The organism is Polynucleobacter sp. UK-Mo-2m-Kol15 (assembly GCF_018881505.1).
Taxonomy (GTDB): Bacteria; Pseudomonadota; Gammaproteobacteria; order Burkholderiales; family Burkholderiaceae; genus Polynucleobacter.
In genome coordinates this window covers 1,971,353-1,991,602 of record NZ_JACVQC010000001.1, presented here as the reverse complement: position 1 = coordinate 1,991,602, position 20,250 = coordinate 1,971,353, and the positions used below count along the sequence as shown (strand labels likewise).

General features: G+C 43.0%; 20 protein-coding genes. 12 read left to right on the top strand and 8 right to left on the bottom strand.

All coding sequences use genetic code 11. The features are described from left to right. Positions 1-117: 117 nt before the first annotated feature. Entirely contained in the window at positions 118-753 is a 636-nt protein-coding gene (locus ICN43_RS10250; RefSeq protein WP_216199510.1) for an NAD(P)H-dependent oxidoreductase, read from the bottom strand. A 43-nt stretch (positions 754-796) separates the two neighbouring features. Beyond that, complete coding sequence (locus tag ICN43_RS10245; RefSeq protein ID WP_216199508.1) at positions 797-2,164, bottom strand: MmgE/PrpD family protein; 1,368 nt, start codon at positions 2,162-2,164, stop codon at positions 797-799. Between the two features lie 246 nt (positions 2,165-2,410). Here ICN43_RS10245 and ICN43_RS10240 point away from each other — a divergent pair, with 246 nt between their 5' ends. The 4 genes from ICN43_RS10240 (at position 2,411) to ICN43_RS10225 (ending at position 6,430) form a co-directional block, all read left to right on the top strand. After that, the gene (locus tag ICN43_RS10240) at positions 2,411-3,403 is read left to right on the top strand and encodes a tripartite tricarboxylate transporter substrate binding protein (protein ID WP_216199506.1); all 993 of its coding nucleotides are present in this window, start codon (positions 2,411-2,413) and stop codon (positions 3,401-3,403) included. 107 nt (positions 3,404-3,510) lie between these two features. Next, positions 3,511-4,422: a fumarylacetoacetate hydrolase family protein gene (locus tag ICN43_RS10235; protein ID WP_216199504.1), complete on the top strand. Its 912-nt coding sequence runs from the start codon at positions 3,511-3,513 to the stop codon at positions 4,420-4,422. A gap of 22 nt (positions 4,423-4,444) precedes the next feature. Beyond that, on the top strand, positions 4,445-5,431 hold the full coding sequence (locus ICN43_RS10230) for a tripartite tricarboxylate transporter substrate binding protein (protein ID WP_216199503.1): 987 nt from the start codon (positions 4,445-4,447) through the stop codon (positions 5,429-5,431). A 6-nt stretch (positions 5,432-5,437) separates the two neighbouring features. Next, positions 5,438-6,430 carry a zinc-dependent alcohol dehydrogenase family protein gene (locus ICN43_RS10225; protein WP_216199501.1) on the top strand — a complete coding sequence of 331 codons (993 nt, stop codon included), beginning with the start codon at positions 5,438-5,440 and terminating at the stop codon, positions 6,428-6,430. A gap of 36 nt (positions 6,431-6,466) precedes the next feature. On the opposite strand, the gene ICN43_RS10220 is transcribed toward ICN43_RS10225, so the two are convergent. Together ICN43_RS10220 and ICN43_RS10215 are read right to left on the bottom strand one after the other, a co-directional pair. Continuing rightward, a complete protein-coding gene (locus ICN43_RS10220) occupies positions 6,467-7,123 on the bottom strand; it encodes a DsbA family oxidoreductase (RefSeq protein ID WP_216199499.1) in 657 nt (218 codons plus the stop codon). A 52-nt stretch (positions 7,124-7,175) separates the two neighbouring features. Then, a complete protein-coding gene (locus tag ICN43_RS10215) occupies positions 7,176-8,063 on the bottom strand; it encodes a LysR family transcriptional regulator (RefSeq protein WP_216199498.1) in 888 nt (295 codons plus the stop codon). A gap of 163 nt (positions 8,064-8,226) precedes the next feature. Between ICN43_RS10215 and ICN43_RS10210 the strand changes: the two genes are divergently transcribed. From ICN43_RS10210 to ligK, 5 genes are read left to right on the top strand one after another with little or no spacing between them, the layout of a single operon-like run. Continuing rightward, positions 8,227-9,282: a tripartite tricarboxylate transporter substrate binding protein gene (locus ICN43_RS10210; protein WP_255533487.1), complete on the top strand. Its 1,056-nt coding sequence runs from the start codon at positions 8,227-8,229 to the stop codon at positions 9,280-9,282. 54 nt (positions 9,283-9,336) lie between these two features. Beyond that, positions 9,337-10,299, top strand: coding sequence for a tripartite tricarboxylate transporter substrate binding protein (locus ICN43_RS10205; RefSeq protein ID WP_216199496.1), 963 nt, complete (start codon positions 9,337-9,339; stop codon positions 10,297-10,299). Positions 10,300-10,319: 20 nt separating this feature from the next. After that, on the top strand, positions 10,320-11,114 hold the full coding sequence (locus ICN43_RS10200) for a transporter substrate-binding domain-containing protein (protein WP_216199494.1): 795 nt from the start codon (positions 10,320-10,322) through the stop codon (positions 11,112-11,114). Positions 11,115-11,143: 29 nt separating this feature from the next. Continuing rightward, entirely contained in the window at positions 11,144-12,172 is a 1,029-nt protein-coding gene (locus tag ICN43_RS10195; RefSeq protein WP_216199492.1) for an amidohydrolase family protein, read from the top strand. A 9-nt stretch (positions 12,173-12,181) separates the two neighbouring features. Beyond that, positions 12,182-12,865, top strand: coding sequence for a 4-carboxy-4-hydroxy-2-oxoadipate aldolase/oxaloacetate decarboxylase (ligK, locus tag ICN43_RS10190; RefSeq protein ID WP_216200066.1), 684 nt, complete (start codon positions 12,182-12,184; stop codon positions 12,863-12,865). Between the two features lie 275 nt (positions 12,866-13,140). Here ligK and ICN43_RS10185 read toward each other — a convergent pair whose 3' ends face one another. The 3 genes from ICN43_RS10185 to ICN43_RS10175 all read right to left on the bottom strand — a co-directional run bounded on the left by ICN43_RS10185 (position 13,141) and on the right by ICN43_RS10175 (position 16,782). After that, entirely contained in the window at positions 13,141-14,241 is a 1,101-nt protein-coding gene (locus ICN43_RS10185) for an FAD-dependent oxidoreductase (RefSeq protein ID WP_216199489.1), read from the bottom strand. Between the two features lie 78 nt (positions 14,242-14,319). Next, positions 14,320-15,726, bottom strand: coding sequence for a DUF2252 domain-containing protein (locus ICN43_RS10180; RefSeq protein ID WP_216199487.1), 1,407 nt, complete (start codon positions 15,724-15,726; stop codon positions 14,320-14,322). A gap of 114 nt (positions 15,727-15,840) precedes the next feature. Beyond that, positions 15,841-16,782 carry a tripartite tricarboxylate transporter substrate binding protein gene (locus tag ICN43_RS10175; protein WP_216199485.1) on the bottom strand — a complete coding sequence of 314 codons (942 nt, stop codon included), beginning with the start codon at positions 16,780-16,782 and terminating at the stop codon, positions 15,841-15,843. A 166-nt stretch (positions 16,783-16,948) separates the two neighbouring features. On the opposite strand from ICN43_RS10175, the gene ICN43_RS10170 reads away from it, so the two are divergent. The 3 genes from ICN43_RS10170 to ICN43_RS10160 are packed head-to-tail and all read left to right on the top strand — an operon-like array spanning position 16,949 to position 19,651. Beyond that, complete coding sequence (locus tag ICN43_RS10170; RefSeq protein ID WP_216199483.1) at positions 16,949-17,704, top strand: SDR family NAD(P)-dependent oxidoreductase; 756 nt, start codon at positions 16,949-16,951, stop codon at positions 17,702-17,704. A 32-nt stretch (positions 17,705-17,736) separates the two neighbouring features. Beyond that, a complete protein-coding gene (locus ICN43_RS10165) occupies positions 17,737-18,711 on the top strand; it encodes a tripartite tricarboxylate transporter substrate binding protein (protein ID WP_216199482.1) in 975 nt (324 codons plus the stop codon). Further along, positions 18,704-19,651, top strand: a complete 948-nt coding sequence (locus ICN43_RS10160; protein ID WP_216199480.1) for a TRAP transporter substrate-binding protein — start codon at positions 18,704-18,706, stop codon at positions 19,649-19,651. Before ICN43_RS10165 ends, ICN43_RS10160 begins: the two co-directional genes overlap by 8 nt. Before the next feature lie 6 nt (positions 19,652-19,657). Here ICN43_RS10160 and ICN43_RS10155 read toward each other — a convergent pair whose 3' ends face one another. Further along, positions 19,658-20,146 (bottom strand): VOC family protein, encoded by a 489-nt coding sequence (locus ICN43_RS10155; RefSeq protein WP_216199478.1) that lies wholly within the window; start codon positions 20,144-20,146, stop codon positions 19,658-19,660. Positions 20,147-20,250 lie beyond the last annotated feature (104 nt).

Below are 20,250 nucleotides of genomic sequence, written 5' to 3'. Positions count from 1 at the left end.
CAGGCTTTATGAAAGAGAAAGCCACCTTAGGGTGGCTTTTCTATACCGAATATTTCAGGCGAGCTTGATTTACTGAAGCTTCGTTTTGATCTCTTAATATATGCTGTCGCAATATATTTACTTGATCCAGTGTATGAAGCTTTCTTTGGTTCTCCTCACCTTTTTCAGGTTTATCAGCCAATCTTCATCTGCCTTCCTGTATCCCAGCGGAAGAAGAAGAACGCTGCGCAATGATTGTTCTTTTAGGTTCAAAATTTCATCTAATGCAGCTGGATTAAAGCCCTCCATTGGGGTGCAGTCTACGCCTTCTTCAGCAGCTGCAATTAATGCGGTACCCAAACCGATATAGGCTTGTTTTGCTGTATGAATAAAATTGATCTCCGCGCCTCTTGGCGGATAACCATCCAGGAGCTTGTTGCGATAAACCTCACGGTCTGCAAGCACAACATCGCGAATTTTATTTGTTAGATCAAATGCTGCATTGATGCGATCTACAGTGTAGTCATCCCAGGCTGCAAATACGAGTAAGTGGGAGCAATCTGTTATTTGCGACTGATTGTTGGCAATAGGTTTAATCTTTTCACGGATGTCTTTATTAGTGATGACTAATATTTCATAGGGTTGTAGACCGCTTGAGCTTGCAGTTAATCGAATGGCCTCAAGAATTTTATCTACCTTTTCTGGTGGTACAGATTTAGTCGGATCCATCTTTTTTGTTGCATAGCGCCACTGTAAGGTATCAATAAGACTCATTTGGGTTTCCTCTGGTTTTAATTAATACAACAAAATATTTACTCTAAGCTACCGTTGATTTTGCAAAGTCACCTGCGCTAGGTAGATCTGCCATGTGCCATGTATTCGTAAGGAGCTCCCTACATTGAACAAGGGGTAGGATATCTGCAGCGAGATCTAAGAATTTTTCGTCCAGTTGTTCATTTGTCATCGGGTTTTCAAGGCCACCAACAGCGCTCTCGATCACTTTATTGAGTACTCGACCATCATTCAAAGTGATTGTTACTTCACCAGATTTTTTGTGAAGTCTGTTATCAATTTCAACGACAATCTTTTCTCGTAGCGTAATCGTTTGAGGATTATTAACGGCATCATCGGAATATTGTTTTTCGCCTGCGCGGCCATCAATCAAAGCAATGGCAACAGAGTGGTAAACACTAAACTTCCCTTCAAGCCCAGTTTGAGGTGTTTTTTTGCCGCAAAGCTCGAGTTGATATGGGTTAGCTTTGATGTGAATCGATTTGATTTGATCTGGCTGAAGATGATGTTCGTTTCTAAGTTGTATAGCGCCATCGATTGCAGGGTGAATCACGATGCCACAAGCATATGGTTTGTAAGTGTCCTTAGCAATTTCAAAGCGTGAACCAAGATCTCCCAGCATTTCCTGATAATCTTGTTTGGTACTCATAGAGTTTGCCCAGCCAATACGAGATTCGATCATTTGATTTGAGCTCGTAAAATTATTCTGCGCTAATAGTGCTGAGAAGAATCCGTTCTCTGCAGCACGACCAGGGTTAAAGCTCTTATTCATGGATCCGAAGGAGTCGCGAAAGCCAACTGGTTGTGATGCGGCCAGACCAAGCGCCCAAATCATTTGTTGCTCACTGAGACGCATTAGTCTGCCAATGGCCGCTGCAGCGCCTATTGTTGGGTGGGTGCCAGAGACATGCCAGCCTACATCCGCGTGGTTTGGTGCTAATGAATTTGAGAGGCGAATGGTGTACTCAACTCCTAAATAAAATGCATTCATAAATTCACGGCCGCTGACAGGCTTTAACTCTGCATAAGCGAGTAATGCGGCAGCAATTGGTCCGGCAGCATGAACATTGGTTACTAGATGAGTATCATCAAAATCGAAAACATGACTACTGACCCCATTTATAAATGCTGCATTTAATGGGTCAAACCGCTCTTTTCGTCCTAATACCGTCGCTTGGTTTGAATTTGATATTGGTCTGAGGCTATTAATAGCGATATTGACAGCTTCATGCTGGCAGCTGCCAACAGTGACCCCAACAAAATTAACAAACGCTCTAGAAGCCTCTTGATGAATCTTCTCCGGTAGATCTTCATACCTCGTGCTTAGAGCATATTGCGCGAGAATTCTAGTCGCATCTTTGCCAGATTCAAATTGCATTTGATTGCCACTCATTAGTAGTCTTTCTAGATATTTAAATTTGATTTTTCACAGTATACTAATTTAAACGGTTGTTTAAATACGTCATTTTTTGATATTGCAAAGCAGCATTTATACCAATTTTTTATATTGAATACTGTTGCAATAAACACAATACTTATCCAATAATAAAAGCCGTGGATTGATGTGGCTAGTGAGTAAAAATGGTGGACTTTTGAAGTATTGCAATTTTGCAAGAATCCAAAATGATAGAGAATATATATGAGTCTATTTTTTGAAAAAACCATTAAATGTTATGGTGCTCGCATTGGTTTGCTGGCACTACTAATTAGTCTCTGCTCAATAGTTCATGCTCAGGACTACCCCAATCGCCCTATCAAAGTAGTCATTCCATCCTCTCCTGGTGGACCTTCTGATATTTTTGGTCGATCACTTCTGCAGCAGCTTGGTGAAAATCTTGGCCAATCCTTTGTTATTGAGAACAAGCCGGGGGCCGGCTCTAAGATTGGCATTCAACAGGTTGCCAAATCCGTACCGGATGGTTACACGCTGTTGATGGTCAGCAGTACCTTTGTCATCAATCCCTCTCTCTATTCAGACCCAGGCTTTGACCCTATTAAAGATTTTGTCCCTGTTGCCTTGCCGGTGAGCTCTCCAAATGTGATTGTTGTGCATCCCAGTTTTCCAGCAAAAGATATTAAAGAATTTTTTGCAATTATTAAAGCTAATCCTGGTAAATATAACTATGCGTCTCCAGGCGGTGGCACTGGACCCCATTTAAGTGCTGAATTATTAAAGCTCAGAATGAATTTGGATATTGCACACATTCCTTACAAAGGAGGTGGCCCTGCATTACAAGCGGTGCTTGCCAATCAAGTACCAATTGGCCTATCGGCCATTCCTCCAGCGACGCCTCAAGTGAAAGCGGGCGCCCTCAGAGCGCTAGCCTTAACGAGCACTAACCGCTCAACTTCACTGCCAGACGTACCAACCCTCAATGAATCAGGGGTATCTGATTTTGAAGGAGATACCTTGAGTTTTATTATGGCACCAGCAGGCACGCCTACAGCAATTACTCAGAAATTAAATCGAGAAATTAATAAGGCATTGGAAAACCCAGAGCTACGGAATAAATTGACGGCTATGGGTTATCAGATCTATAACAGCAGCCCGGAGCAGGTTACCCAAAAAATTAAAGTAGATATTGAGAAGTGGGCTAAGGTCATTAAAAGCGGCAATATCAAGCCAGATTAATTTCATTAGTAAGGTAGCTATTGTGGGTATTGAGTTTATGGATACATGTAGACTCTAAAAATATAAGCTTAGCAAATCAAAAGAAAATACTATTAAGGGAGACAGTTTTGAAACTAGTAACTTATGAATTAAATGGTGCAATGCGTATTGGGGCTGAGGTGGATGGTCGAATTATTCACCTGAATAGTTTTTTGGGTGCGAATGAGCAACTGCCAGAAAATATGGTGAGTTTTTTGTCTTTAGGGTCACCTGCGATGCAGTCAGCACAAAAATCGATTGCAAATTACCAGGCAAAAAATGACCCAAGTTTGGGTATTCCGACTGAGCAGGCTAATCTCCAGTCTCCTATCTTAAATCCCAGCAAAATTATGATGGGTGGTAGAAATTATCTAAAGCATTTAGATGAGTTGCGCAAGGAAGGGGCAAGTCGACAAGAAAAAATTGTTACCCCTCCAATGCCGCATATCTTCTCAAAATATCCTACAGCAATTACTGGCCCAAATAAGCCAATTATTTATCCGAAGATTGTTAAGCAGCTTGACCTAGAGGGGGAGTTAACCGTCATCATTGGTAAGCGTGCTTACTATGTTGAAGAAGATCAGGCTCTGGATTATGTTGCCGGCTACACCATCATGAACGATGTGTCTGCACGCTGTCTTCAAGCTCAAGGCTTGCTCTTGATCTCAAAGGGATTTGAGACTTTTTGCCCAATGGGTCCATATCTTGTTACTAAGGATGAAATCCCAGACCCACAGAACTTATCTGTTAAGACCTATCTGAATGATTTGGAGATATGTTCTGCCCATACATCTGAGATGTTATTTTCAGTAAAGCAATTTATCGCCAGCTTATCGAGAATCTTCCCGCTAGAGCCGGGTGATGTTTTAGCCACCGGATCTCCTCCTGGTCCAGGGATGTACCACAATCCTCCATTGCTTGCGAATGTGGGTGATGTCATGCGTGTCACGATTGAGGGAATTGGAACGCTTGCAAATCCAGTTGTTGCAGCAACCCGCTAATACACATAGGGAGTTCGCAATCATGATATGCCTTAAGAAGATATTTCATTGCTGGAAACAATTTATTACATTAGCTGTATTTGCATTTACTCCGGTAATTACCCTGGCGCAAGCCTATCCTAATAAGCCAATAACTATCGTAGTGCCCTTTGTTGCAGGTGGTAGCACTGATGTTACGGCTCGGGCAATTGGTCAAAAGCTATCGACGCAGTTGGGGCAACCTATCGTTGTTGAAAACAAGCCGGGTGCTGGTTCTACGATTGGAGTTGCTTATGTCGCTAAGGCGCCCTCTGATGGATATACGCTTTTGTTCACAACCATTTCGATGGCAATTAATGCAAGTTTGAGGCCTAAGTTGACCTATGACTCAATCAAAGACCTGCAACCCATTATTCAGATATCGTCTTTACCTTTAGTGCTGGTTATTAACCCTAATCTTCCCCCTAAAACTTTTCAAGAATTTATTGCATACGCCAAGGCAAATGCTGGGAAGTTAAATTACGCATCTTCTGGATCGGGAACTTCTCCTCATTTAGCTGGGGAGATGTTTAAAACCATGACGGGCATCAGCATGACGCACATTCCCTACAAAGGAAATGCGCCAGTGTTAAATGATTTGTTAGCAGGCCAGGTAGATGCCCATTTTGGTTTGGTCCCAGGAATGTTGCCGTATATTAAAAGCGGCAAATTACGTGCTTTAGCAGTAACCACTAAAACAAGAGTGGCCTCCTTACCGGATGTGCCTACCATTATGGAATTAGGCTATCCAAATTATGAGATCAACTCATGGCAAGGTTTGTTTGCGCCTGCCAATACTCCGCCAGACATCATTACTAAATTAAATGAAACGACCAATCGGATTTTGAGTGATCCAGAGTTTCGTGCAGTCTTGGCAAAAGAGGGTTCAGATCCTGTTGGCGGTAGTATTTCACAGTTCAGTACCCATGTAGTTAGTGAAGTAAATAAGTGGGCTAAGGTCGTCAAAGATTCTGGTGCTCAAGCCGACTAGTTAATCATGAGGGCGATTCAAATCTTTGCCTACGGAGGCCCTGAGGTTCTTCAGTATGGTGAGGTTTCTACTCGCGCCTTACGGGCTGGAGAAGTTCGAGTTCAGGCTAAGGCAATTGGTGTTGGCAAGCCGGATGCCTTAGTCCGTAAAGGTATATATCGCTGGCAACCACCAATGCCAGCGATACCCGGAAATGAGTTATCTGGTGTAGTCATTGAAATAGCAGGTAATACTTGTGGAGATGTAAAGATCGGTAACCGTGTCTTAGTTAGCTCTCGTGAGTTAACTGAGCGAGGTGGATGTTATGCAGAAGAAATCATTGTTCCCGCACAGTCCTTATTTAAGTTACCCGACTCCATTTCTTTTGTTGATGCAGTTACTCTTCCTAATTACCAACTGGCCGGAGCACTTTTATATGAGTCTGGAATAAAAGCACCGAAGTCTTTGTTGGTGCATGGTGCTGCTGGCGGTGTAGCAATTGCAGTAATTCAGTTGGCTCAATTAGATGGCATTACCGTCATTGGAACGGTGAGTAGCAATCAAAAGAAGATCTTTTCTGAGGCTGCAGGTGGCAAATATATTTTTAATAGAAATACGGAAGATATTGGACAGCGTGTTCTTGAAGTAACTTCTGGAGTAGGTGTTGATTTAGTCTTGGATCACCTGGGTGGCCCTGAGTTCTCCAGCAATATGAGCTATCTCGCTCCTTTTGGAACCCTGCTTTCCTACAATATTATGGGTGGGCTTCCCGACGATAACTTACTGGGCACGATGCGCTCCTTAGGCGCGATCAGTCCGGCTGTCAGATGTTTTACGATTCATACTTTAGATGCATTTCCCTTGGTAAGAAGAAATCTCATGCACCGGGCAATTGCTTTAGCTGCGGATGGAAGAATTTCGCCTCCCGCCGCAACTATTTTTCAGTTATCTAATGCAATAGAAGCTCATGAATTGCTCGATAGTGGCAATTTTTTGGGTAAGATCGTACTTACCCCTTAATGAACTGGCTCCAAAAAATAGTGAAGGGTTTATCTTTTAGTTTTTTTGAATTAGCCGTTCAAATGCATTAACGAATGACTCAGACGGCTGAGCGCCTTGTAAAAGATATTGATCGTTAAGAATGATTGAGGGAACGGAGCTAATGCCTAAATTTGTATAGTTAGTCTCTGACTCACGTACTTCCCTAGTAAATTCATTATGATCGAGTACCTCTTGAGCTCTATCCCTATCTAACCCAGAACGGGTGACTGCATCTAGTAGATTTTTCTGCTCATCTAAATTAACCGCTAAGCAAAAATAAGTGTTAAGTAATTCCTTTTTGAGAGCTGCTTGCTTCTCTAAGCCAAACTCTTTCCCCGCCCAATATAAAAGACGGTGAGCATCAAATGTGTTGTAGACCCTTTTGCGACCCTCTGGATGAAATGCAAATCCCGCCTCTAAAGCCTTGGTCCTTATATTGGCTTGATTGGCCTTAACCTGCTCTACGCTTAAGCCATACTTTTCGGTGAGATGTTCAATTGCATCTTGACCGCCCAAAGGCATATTGGGATTGAGTTCAAAAGGATGAAAATGTATTTCAAAATTCGCTTTATCACTGAATTGATTCATTGCCTGATTTAGATTCCCCAATCCAACAGCACACCAAGGGCAGGCTATATCCGATATATAGTCGATTTTGATCGTGGGTTTCATAGATTTTCCTAAAGGGGTCTATTAATGATCAGATAGGTATCAACAATTAATCTTAATTGACAGATTCTCGTAAGGCTTGAATAAAGTCAGTTGCGGCAGGGGTTAAGGGTCTTCCGGGTACCGATATTATCCCCACTGGCCCCGATGGTGTTGGCGGCTTTACCGAAAGTATTGCTAACTCATCTAGATTGGCATAATGCTTTGCTACTCTGCTGGGCATGACTGCCAACATATCACTTTCTTTTATTAGCAGCATATTGGTCAGTATCGATATAGACTCTACAACAACGCTTGGTGGATTGGCACCACTTTTTCTAAATGCTTCATCTAAGCGCTTGCGATAAATTGAATCTGGTGTCGGAACAATCCATTCTTCTTTTGCAAGAGTGGAGAGTTTAATGTATTTGCGTTTGGTGAGCCGATGATCTTTTTTGGCAACAATACTCATTGGCTCCTCATAAAGGGCTTCGAATTTAAGGCCTTCTCCCGCAAGATTATTTGATGCTCTTCCTACAAGTAGATCAAGCTCCCCACGCCAAAGCGCTGGAAGTAAAGTAGAAGTTGTGCCATCCCGAACAAGTAGAGTGTGATTGGGGTGACTCTTTTTAAATCGAAGTATTCCTCTGGGAACCAGCATTGGGGCAGCAACCTGTAGTGTGCCGATTGCAGTTCTCCCAGTCGTCCCCGAGGAAATCGCATTAATTTCATCGCGCGCATGATCAAGTGTGGTTAGGATCATGCGGCAATGTCTAATGAGGCTTTGACCATAGCCGTTTGGAGATACGCCTCTAGTATTTCGCTCAAACAAGTTAATTTTTAAAAGTCGCTCCAAATCACTTAGCAATCTTGTGGCAGCTGGCTGGGTCATTCCTACATGCGATGCTGCTTTATGAATATTGCGATGATCATCTAGGGCCACTAAAAGGAGGATTTGCCTCATTTTAAGACGCGTCCGCAGATACCAATCTGGCAATGCGATGCCGTCTTTTGTAGGGGTGTTTATAGATTTATTTAGCGTCATGGATAAAGTGATGCAAAAATTGGTATCGGTGGGGCTATTAATTGTATTGGTAATCTATAGGGCCTGTATCTAGAATGGTTTAATGAATGGTCTTGCTTACTTTAATGGGGGATTTATGTGGCGCCGTATCGGCAATAAAGGGGTTGGATTAATGATCGCCCTTACTAAACATTTTGTTATTCTGCTTGCATTGGCATTTCCAATGATGCCAATTGCCATGGCAGACGATACCTATCCTAATAAGCCAATACGGATTATTGTGCCCTTCACCCCAGGGGGGAGCCCTGATATTTTGGCTAGAGCAGTTGGTCAAAAAATCACAGAATCTACTGGGGTTGCAGTCGTCGTTGAAAACGTGCCGGGGGCAGGTGGAACTATTGGTGCCGATAGAGTCGCTAAGGCTACTCCAGATGGATATACTCTTTTAATGGGGCATGTGGGTACTCTAGCGGTCGCACCATCCGTCTACCCTCAATTACCTTACGATCCCATCAAATCTTTTGCGCCGGTAGCCTTGGTAGCAAAGGTACCTAATGTATTGGCCGTTAATGCTTCGATGCCAGTAAAGAATATTCCAGAGCTTGTCGCCTTTTTGAAGGCAAATCCTGGGAAGGTTAATTATGGCTCGGGTGGAAATGGCAGTGCAGCACACTTGGCGATGGAGTATTTTAAGATGAATACTCAGACATTTATTGTTCATGTGCCTTATCGTGGAACGGCGCCTGCAGTAATGGATACGGTAGCAGGACAAATTCAGATGGTCTTTACTGGAGCCCCTGCAATCATACCAATGGTTAAGAGTGGAAAATTAAAAGCGCTGGGTGTTTCCAGCTTGAAGCGCATGGATTCCTTACCTGATGTTCCTACTTTGTCGGAGTCTGGCGTCAAGGGTTTAAATGGGTTTGAAGCCGATCAGTGGTATGGTCTAGTGGCTCCAGCAGGCACACCGGCAGCTATTACTCAAAAGCTAAATCAAGTGGTAAATAAGAGTCTTTCTGCTCAAGATGTAAGTACTCGCCTGAGATCTGAGGGTGCAATTGCAGCGCCTACTACGCCTGAGAGTTTTGAGCAGCTGATTCAGAGTGAAATCAAACGTTGGCGCGCGGTTGTAATTAAAGCGGGCATTAAGTCGGAATAAGTTCTCTCACCACATGAGCTTAGTGGGTGAATAAATATATTTAGGAGATAAAAAATGGACGCAGTTAAAAGAATGCTGATTGTGCTTGGCTTATTGCTCAGTTTTAATTCGTATGCGCAAGAGTTTCCAACCAAGCCAATTAAAGTAATCGTAGGTTATGCGCCCGGGGGCGCGGTAGACTTAATTGCAAGAGCGCTAGGCAAAAGTATGTCTGAGATTCTTGGGCAACCTATCGTTGTGGAGAATAAACCCGGCGGAGGAACTAATATTGCTACTAAATTATTGATTGATAGCCCATCCGATGGATATACCTTGATGTTGGCTGCAAATGCCTTAGCCGCAAACAAGTCACTTTATAAGCCTCAGCCGTTTGATCCTGAATCGGATATAACGCCAATTGCCCTGGTAGGCAATGTCCCAGTTGTGTTGGCAACTACGATCAATAGTAAGTACGCGAATATCAGTGATTTAATTAAGGCTGCAAAATCCAGGCCAGATGACATTACTTTTGGCTCGCCTGGTAATGGGGCAACTCCACATATGGCAGTGAAATTTTTTGAGCAGGCTGCCGGCATTTCCTTAAAGCACGTGCCGTACAAAGGGGGGTCTGCAGCAATTACCGATTTAATTGGGGGGCAAATCGATCTAGTAGCAACCAATATGCTAGAGATTGCTCCTCAAGTGAAGGCTGGTAAGTTAAAGATATTGGCAGTGATGAGCCCAAAGCGCTCATCATTATTTCCAGAAGTGCCGACAATTGCAGAAAGTGGATTTCCTGGGTTTGAGGCATTTGTTTGGTATGGCTTAATAGCGCCCGCTAAAACCCCTACAGCGATAGTCAACAAGTTATATGCCGCAGTAGAAAAATCATTAGCTAGTAAGGAGATGATCGAGCGACTGAGTTCAGCTGGCGGCGAAGTGACGCCAGGACCAAAAAATCAGCTGGGTAATTTAATTAAATTTGAATCTAGGCGCTATGAAAAAATGGTGCGCGAAGCAAATATTCAACCTGACTAAATCAATTAAAAAGAGGCAATATGTTTAAGACTATTCGTAGGCTCTCAAGCCTTAGCAGAGGTTTGATTGTGGGATTTTTTGCAGCAAGTCTTCTTGCTGCATGTGCAATGGGTATAAAAAATGATGTTGCCCCTACCGGTGCTCTTCGTATGGGCTTATACCAGGGCTCACCAACCTCTTATCTGGCTGATGGCAATTTAACGGATAACCGAGGCATTGGATTTGGACTTGGAAAGGAATTATCTGCTTCGATGGATTTGTCTTACAAGCCGATTGTTTATGGCAAAAATGCCGATGTTATGGATGCCATCAAAGCTGGCAAGGTTGATATGGTATTTACCAATGCTACTGCGGCAAGAGCAAAATTTATTCAATTTTCTGAGCCGGTTATTAGATTGGAAAAAGGATTCTTACTTTCACCAAAAAGTAATGTTAAAAATATTGCTGAATTAAATAACGCCAATATAAAGATTGGCGTTAGTGTGGGTAGTAGTTCTGAACGCGAGGTGGCAGAGCTTCTGAATAAGGCTAAGTTGGTGAAGATGGCTTCTACCAAAGAAACGATTGAGCAGCTTATCTCCGGAAAGATCGATGCTTTTTCTAGTAATAAAGGCATCCTCTTTGAGCTCTCTGACCAGACTCCAGGGTCTAAGGTGATGCCAGAAGTTATCGGTTATGAAAGTATGGCCTTAGGTGTACCGATTGATCGCCCTAATGTAAAGCCCGAGTTAGACCAGTTTATTCGATCTATGCAGGCCTCTGGACAGCTTGCTGCGATCATTAGTAGATCAGGTTTGCGTGGCGTAGCCAAGTAAATAGTGGTGAATTTAGAAAAGATAAACCGATGATTATTGATTGCCATGGCCATTACACGACTGCTCCAAAAGCTTTAGAAGAGTGGCGTAACAAGCAAATTGCAAACTTAAATACGCCAAGTTTGAGCCCTAAAGTTTCGGATCTCAAGATCAGTGATGATGAGCTTCGAGAGTCGATTGAGGTCAATCAGTTAGCTAAGATGCAGGAACGGGGTATTGATCTAACTATATTCTCACCTCGTGCTAGCTTTATGGCTCACCACATTGGTGATTTTAATACCTCGGCTACATGGGGCTCGATTTGTAATGAACTTTGTTACCGAATTTCTCAGTTATTTCCGGATCAATTTGTTGGTGCTGCAATGCTTCCACAATCTCCAGGTGTAGATCCAAAGTCGTCACTTCCGGAGATGGAAAAATGTATTAAAGAATATGGCTTTGCTGGTATTAATCTCAATCCCGACCCCTCTGGTGGTCACTGGCAAGAGCCGCCTTTGTCAGATCCCTATTGGTTTCCGATTTACGAAAAAATGGTTGAATACCAAGTGCCGGCCATGATTCATGTGAGCACAAGTTGCAATACGTGTTTTCATACAACGGGAGCGCATTATTTAAATGCGGATACGACTGCTTTTATGCAGTGCCTTACTTCGGATTTATTTAAAGAATTTCCAGATCTCAAATTTCTAATTCCGCACGGTGGCGGTGCGGTTCCATATCATTGGGGTCGCTTTCGTGGTTTGGCGCAAGAGTTGAAAAAGCCTCTGTTGAGCGAGCATCTGCTTAAAAATATTTATTTTGATACTTGCGTCTATCACCAGCCGGGAATTGATTTATTAACAAAAGTAATTCCTGTGGATAACATCTTGTTTGCTTCAGAAATGATAGGGGCAGTTCGAGGTATCGATCCAGAAACGGGTTTTTATTTTGACGACACAAAGCGCTATATAGAAAATTCGGTGCAGCTCTCAGAGTCTGATCGTCAGAAGATTTATGAGGGCAATGCACGAGGATTATTTACCAGACTAGATCAACAACTGAATGCAAGAGGGCTGTAAAAGATGGGTATGAATAATTTGGGTATCGTAAAAAGAAATATCACGAGAGCCGATAAAGCAGTTATTGAGAAACTATCTAAGTTTGGTGTAGCTACAGTACATGAGGCTATGGATCGGACTGGTTTAATGAAAACCTATATTCGACCAATATATAAAGGCGCCCATTTCTGCGGTCCCGCAGTAACTGTTTTATTGCAACCGGGTGATAACTGGATGTTTCATGTGGCTGCAGAGCAGATTCAACCGGGTGACGTGGTTGTTGCGGCGGTAACCACAGAAAATGTAGATGGATTTTTTGGGGATTTATTAGCTACCTCTTTTAAGGCTCGCGGAGCTAAGGGTTTGGTGATTGATGGTGGCACCAGAGATGTTGAAGAGCTCGAGAAAATGAACTTTCCAGTTTTCAGTAAGGATATTTCTGCAAAGGGTACTGTGAAGGCCACTATTGGCTCAGTCAATATCCCAATCATCTGTGCTGGTGCTATGGTTAATCCCGGTGACGTAATACTTGCTGATGCTGATGGTGTAGTTGTTGTGCCTGCAAGTATTGCTTTGCAAGTAGCTGAGGCAGCAGAGCTCCGTGAAAATTTAGAGACTGAAAAACGTGCTAAATTGGCATCAGGAGTATTGGGTCTAGACATGTACAAAATGCGTGAAGCACTTGAAAAAGCTGGCTTGAAATATATAGATTAATTTCTAGTTAGATGAATTGCCTCTTTAAATCTCGTCAAATATTTACTGGGGCGATCTCTCTTTGGCCGCGGATCTAGATAGACAGCAGTTAAAGTCAGATCACCTTTCTTTTTAGTGGGTATTAGCGGTTCTGCGAGATTTGGCGTCACCGAAACTCATTTTCAAACTTACTACAACGGGTTAAAAGCGCTGTTTTAACTCCAACATTCTCAATTCAGCACAGAAAAAATACTGCAGTATTGCGAAATTCATACTGATATCCCGCTTAAACCATTTCATTTAATTCCAAAAAATGCATTGGCTTCATCAATGATTGAATCATATTCCCTGAGATTAGGTTTATCAGGATTGCCGCCCTCAATAAAGGTGCCGCCGATGACTCCAATATCTTGGGGTGCTGAGTCTGGCAAGTGCTTAGGAAAAATGTAAAAAGAGCGTTTTACCTTTTGACCGGATTCCGTCACCCCCTCGCCGAAATAAACCAAGATCATATAGTTCATATTTTCAGGGATTTGGTTTTTCAGCATGATCAAATGGCCTTGAACTGGAACTAGGGCTTTATCTTTAGTTAATTCTGCTGCACCCAGTCCGCTGCAGTTAAAAATGAACTTTTGCTCTAATTCATCAAAGGCATGAATTTTTCCTAAAACGATGTTGATGTGGTGTACATTTATGAAATCATGTAATTCGGCCATGAGTAGCGCTGTGTTCATAAAAATACCATCGTCGTAAACTACCATCTTACGAGTCGTACCATTACCAAAATCGAGCATCACCTCTTTGGCTGGATTCATGACTTTACCTACATAGGCCTCTAGACCAGAATCTTCTCGGCTATTGAAGTAGCTAGGGACTAAGCGGGCACCTTGTTTGAAATCACTGTTTTTATTTCTGGCGACATCATCATAAAAGCGATAGGCATCAATCCCGATTTGATCGATAACGGCCTGCATCTCGTGATCGTTATCCATGGAGACTGGAGCTAATAGACCGCCGGCGTAATGGGAAGCTAGGGCGTCCAACTTTTCAGCATAAATGGTGATATTGCGATAACCGCGTTTCACTAAATCATAGGCGGTAAAGAGCCCGACTAAGCCTGCGCCAATAATGGCAATAGGAGCTGACTTATCGGTTAAGGCGTTTCCTAGTGCCGAATCAATCAGTAAAGAATTAACGTACTTTGCTGACCCTGGCCCTAGAGTCCAGCCACTCCCACCATGCCCATAGTTATGTGCAATCACCTTGCTACCCATTTGTTCGATACTTAAATTAGGCATCCCATGCTTCATGGGGCGATAGCATAGAATTTTTTCACCCAAATTGGTTTGTTCAAATGCAGGCGGAATAATCTTTCGCATTTCAATGGGGTTAGTCATGAAAATCCTTGGCTCTGTTATTTAGTAAGCTACTAAAACGGGTGTGGGATGAGTATGCGCTTGAGTGTGTGCTTGATCTTAGAAATTCTCGGTAGCACAAGAGACTTTGCCTGATTTAATCGCCTTTAAAAATGTGGCGTAGTCAGCCTCATTTTGTTTGCTGTAAGTAATTGAAAACTTGACGAGAGCATCATCTAGGACTTCACTTTTTCCACAGTAGCCAGCTAGAACAGCAGGATCTCCTGAGCGGGCATGGGCGTTGGCTAATGCCCATCCAAAGAGTTTTGCAAAATCAGGGAATACTTTGGTGTTGATGCCGTCTCCCCCAACTGAAATTCCACCCTTCATATCGCGTAGCTGCCTTACATAAAAATCTGTTTCTGCTGTTTTGCCAAAACCGAGAAAGAGATCCGGTGCCCCTTGTATTAAGCATTGCCCATGAACGACACGCTCTCCTTCTGACTTAAATTGCGTATCTGGAAAAAAGTCAGCTAGAACTGATTTTTGTGCCTGTTTGGTTTGAAGGAAAAGCGGGTCATTTGCATCGAGCCCCTCAAAGTACATTACCCAGCAACCAGTGCCTACACTGCCAACCCCGACAACCTTTCTGGCCCAATCAATCCATTTATAGCGTGCTAATAAATTTCTGCGATCTGGTGCTAAAGACTGAATATAGGAATTTATTCCTTCATCATTGAGCTCGGTAATTTTTCTTCCATGAGGCGAGAATTGAGGATGTTCTATGAGTGGGGGGTTATCAATAAGTCGAATTCCCTCATCACTTAATTCTGTTAATTTTCCAAGCATGCCATGGCCAATATTTTTTCGAGCTTTATCTAATAAACTCTTTAAATATGCTTGACTTGCCGCATTTGCATTTTTTGCAGCAATACTTTTTAGCGATTTCTCATCAATATACATGCGCTTGAGATCAATATAGGGTACAGAAGCATATTGGTGAAGATTATTTCTGTATGCCCTGGAAATATTTCGCACAATATCCTCTCCATAAGCTTGATCTTGACCAAGCAACTTTGAAGCAATCATCGCACTAGCAGTCAGCCGCTTTAAATCCCAGTCAAAATTTCCAGGAAGAGTTTCATCAAAATCATTAATTCCAAAGACTAATTGATGTTCTGTTGTGGAAAAGAATCCAAAGTTGCTTACGTGCATATCTCCACATAATTGAACTTGAATGGAAGGGCTTGGGAGTCTGGCTAAGTCATGTGCCATGGTTGCGGCGCCGCCTCTAAAAAACGCAAAGGGGTCGGCCGCCATTCGAGCGTGGCGAATTGGGACGTACTCAGGAATTCTGGTTTTAGCTTGAGCAAGCAGAATCTCAATTGGGTCTTGGCGTTTACTCACTTCAGTAAATTGCCCAATTGAGGAACGATTAACCTCTTTGCGAATCGTTTTTCCTAAGCTAAACCGCTCTTGAGGGCTTGGATTCTTTTTAAGAAATGATTCGTAGAGTTTGCTAGGCATCGTTCTATGATCTCATAGATTTTGGACAGTAAAAAGCCCCGCAGAGCGAGGCTTAGTAGTACTTGGTAGGTCGGGCGAGATTTGATCTAAAGCCCCAATAAATTGAGCTTCAATCTAATCCACTTTACCCATGGACTTGACTACTTTAAGCATGCGATCGCCATCTTCCTTGGCAAACTTTTTAAAGTCATTCGAATCACGGTAGTCAAAAATCATGCCCCGCTGATCCATAGCAGTTTCAATTTGCCCAGATTGAACAGCTTCCTTGACCGCCTTACTCAAGGTATCAATGATTGCTTGTGGAGTGCCGGCTGGAACGAATAAACCATTCCAAATATTGTACTCAGCATCGAATCCCGCTTCGCGATAAGAGGGTACATTAGGCAGCAGCTTGATTCGCTTTGGGCCAGAAACTGCAATCGGACGAACTTTGCCGGATTCAATTTGGGGGATTGCAACCGAAGGGATGGCTGTAGTCATATCAACCTGTCCACCCAATAATGCAAGCATGGATGGTCCACCGCCACCAAACGGAACCTGTAAGAACTTGGCGCCAGCAGAGAATGCGAGCATTTCAACTGATAAATTAATGGGGCCAAAGTTACCAGAGGAAGAGTAGGTTAAGCCATTTGGTTTATCTTTGGCAGCCTTCATCAGATCATTTAAATTTTTCCACGGCGCATCAGTCTGCACCAACATCACCATGGGGTCATTTGAGATCATTGCGATCGGTATCAGTTGATTGACTTCGTATAAAGATGTTTTTCCTTGAGCACGCTCTGCATCTGGGGACACCATGATCGAAGAAAGTCCCATTAGCAAGGTATAGCCATCAGGTTTTGATTTGGCTACAAATGAATTGCCTACTTGACCACCAACACCAGGCTTAAAGTTCACTATTACTGACTGCTTTAAAACTTTACTTAAGGCATCTGCCAGAATACGTGCATTGGCATCCGAGGATCCTCCAGGAGGATTAGGTACGACTAAGGTAATAGCTCTATTTGGGTATGGTTCTTGTGCAAATGCATTAGAAATGCATAGGGCTAAGAGCAAGAGCGCGGGGGTAAGAATTTTCTTAATAATGATGATCTCCTTTATTTATTCGGTTAAATCTATTTTTATATGAAAAACTAACCCATTCATATTAATATAGATTTTTATTGAAATCTATGGGTTAAAGTGCGCTGATCGTACCTTAACCTGTTCATGGGGTTTTACTATGGCTATTTATCCGGAGATTACAAATCGTGCGGTTGTCATTACGGGTGCTGGTGCAGGGATAGGTGAGGCAGCCGTAAGAGCGTTCTATAGCCAAGGCGCCCATGTATTTCTGTTGGATATTGATCGGAAAAAAATTGAGGATATTGCCAAGGACTTAGGTGATAGAGCTCATGCAATCCAGACAGATATTACCGATCCCAAGGCAGTTTTGTCTGCATTTGAAGCGATAGATCAAATGGGCCACGGTGTTGATATTTTTATCAATTGTGCTGGCGGCTACCAAAAACTACTTACTGTAGAAAAAATGGATTTAGAGGAGTGGGATCAAACCATTGCCCTTAATCTAAGGGCTGCCTTTTTATGCTGCCAAGCGGCGATTCCGAGGTTAAAAAAATCAAATGCAGGTCGTATCATTAACGTGACTTCTATATCTGGGAGGACGGTGCATGCAGCCTCTTCCCCGGCTTATGGAGCAGCTAAAGCAGGGGTTACCCAATTAACGCGATTTTTAGCTTATGAACTCGGACCCTTTGGAATTACAGCAAATAGTATTGCGCCGCTAACCACTTTGACGCCCAGAGTAGCTGCTCTTAGGTCGGAGGAGGATTTTCAGCGTATCGCAGCACAAGTTCCGCTGGGTAGATTGGCTTGTGTTGATGATCATGTTTCAGCAATGTTGTATTTGGCTTCTGATGGAGCGGCCTTTGTTACTGGTGTTGCTTTAGATACCAATGGTGGCAGGGTCATGATGTAGTACTGATCAATTCAGAACTTAGGGGGACTAGCGTGAGAATTTCTAATATTGGCAAAGTATTTATCTGTGTGTGCTTGGCAATGGGCGCTTCTCAGCAATTGTTTGCCCAATCCTGGCCAAGTAGGCCCGTCACTTTTGTTACGCCATTGGCAGTAGGTAGCGCCTCAGATGTGGCCTTGAGGATTGTTTCAGAGCAGATTGCAAGTACCTTGGGTCAGTCAATTCTAATTGATAACCAAACGGGTGCATCTGGTGCAATCGGCGCAGAAAAAGTTGCTAATGCAACGCCAGACGGCTCTATTTTTTGTGGTTGCAACAATGCCATTTTGGGGGTGCTTCCTCATTTAAGGAAGGTGCCTTACGACCCATTAAAAAGTTTTAAGCCAATCGGGATGGTTGCAGTTTTACCAACTGTACTCGTCGTGAATGCGAATTCACCTTTTAAATCAGTCAAAGAGATTATCGAGTTCGCAAAAAAGAATCCTGGAAAAATAGAATATGCATCTGGTGGGGTAGGCAGTCCACAGCATATTGCCATGGCCATGTTTGAATCTATGGCGGGAGTTAAATTTACTCATGTTCCTTATAAGGGGGCGAGCCAGGCAGCGGTTGCTGTTGCAGGCGGAGAAGCTCCAATCATGTTTAATGCAATCGGTACGGTGCTGCCTCTGATTAAGTCAGGAAAGTTGCGCCCAATTGCTATTGCAGGATCGCAGAGAACACTGGTGATGCCTGACATACCAACGGTGAGTGAATCAGGTGTTGCGGGTTATAGCTATGCATCTTGGGTTGGTATTGTTGGACCTGCTGGAATTTCTGATGAGATCGTCACCAAACTCTCAGGGGCTATTCTCAAAACACTTTCTTCGCCAGAAGTTGTGAAGCGACTAAATGAAAATGGTATTGATCCATTCCCAATGGGCGCTTCTCAGATGAGTACTTTTATCGCCGCAGATAATCAGCGTATGGGTAAGTTAATTAAAGATGCGGGGATTACTAGTGAATAGCAATCAACCCAAATGGCATGGGCGGCAATTTCACTATCAGCCAGAAAAAAGTCATGTACATCCATTTTTAGTGGCTTTATGGAATGCTGTTAAAGAAGAAACAGATGGATCTGTTGATATTGAGGTCTTGGCCGATAATGGCGGATTAAAGCTTTCTCATCTAGAAATCGTTGATCGAGTCACTCGCGGAGAAATTGAGTTTTATGCCTTGATGGGCAGCATCATGGGCCCATTGGTTCCCGCAATGAATATACAAAGTCTCCCTTTTATCTTTAGAAATAACGATGATGTTTATAGTTCTATGGATGGCCTATTAGGGGATTTCTTGCGCAAGGAATTACAAGCTAAAGGTATATATCTACTGCCCTCTGGGTTGATGGAGAATGGCTTTCGTCACATAGTGACTAATAATCGGCCAATTTATACGGCTGCAGATTTAGAGGGATTATCCATTCGGATTCCTGAGGGGGCAGTCTTTGAGGATACATTTAAAGCCTTTGGGGCAAACCCCGTTCAACTATTTGTGCTTGAGTTGTATGAAGCCCTTCGAATAGGAAAGCTACATGCCCAAGAAAATCCATTGGCGATTATTGACTCTCTAAAGCTTTATGAGGTCACCAAGTATATTTCGATGACATCGCATATGTGGTCTGGATTTAATATTATTGGCAGCTTAAGTTTTTGGGAGTCCTTACCTACGAATTTTCAACAAATTATTCTTAAAAACGTGAAGAAATTTGTAGATTTGCAACGGCAACACACCATCAATCTGAATCACACACTATCTCAGTCTCTTCAGACTAAGGGCATGCTGATTAATGTTGCGGATACTTCTAGTTTCCGCGCTCATTTAGGTAAAAGTTTTTATCAAAAATGGAAAAATGAAGTTGGTGCGCAAGCTTGGGATCTGCTAGAGGCCCAAGTAGGTAAGTTGACCTAAGTATTGCTAGCTAGTTGCGCCAGCATCTGTCCAGCTTGCTACACGACCTGCACTGACCGCCTCTTCCGCAGTAAAGTTGAGTTCAACCTTGATGCCGTTGATTGGTTCCCGCATAAATAACTGATAGAGATTGGAGTTATGGGCCTTGCGTTCACTAAATTCAATACCATGATCAGTAAGGCGTTTAATAAACTCATTGATTCCATCGCAGTTAAAGCAGACATGGTCAATGCGCCCAGATCCTAATGCACCTGCCGCTGAAAAATCTTGACCTTCTCGATCGCTTGGAGTCTGTAAATAGGTGTTTTGATGTTCTGAGAACTTCGCCTTGCCGATGTGAAGAACATCCTGATCGCCGATATATAGCCAATACACTGGGAACCCAAAGTCTGGGTGGTCGCCACTGCGAAATCCTAGATTTTTACAAAACCAGTCTCTTGTACCCTCTGGGTCATGAGTGAGGATGAGGATATGCTCCATAAACTTTAAACCCATTTTTTACCCTTTCTACTGATTCGAAACGTATTGCGCTGCGGTCTATATGGCGCCATGACTAAAGATGATTTTTCTATAGTAAATCATTACAAGGAAATGGGTCA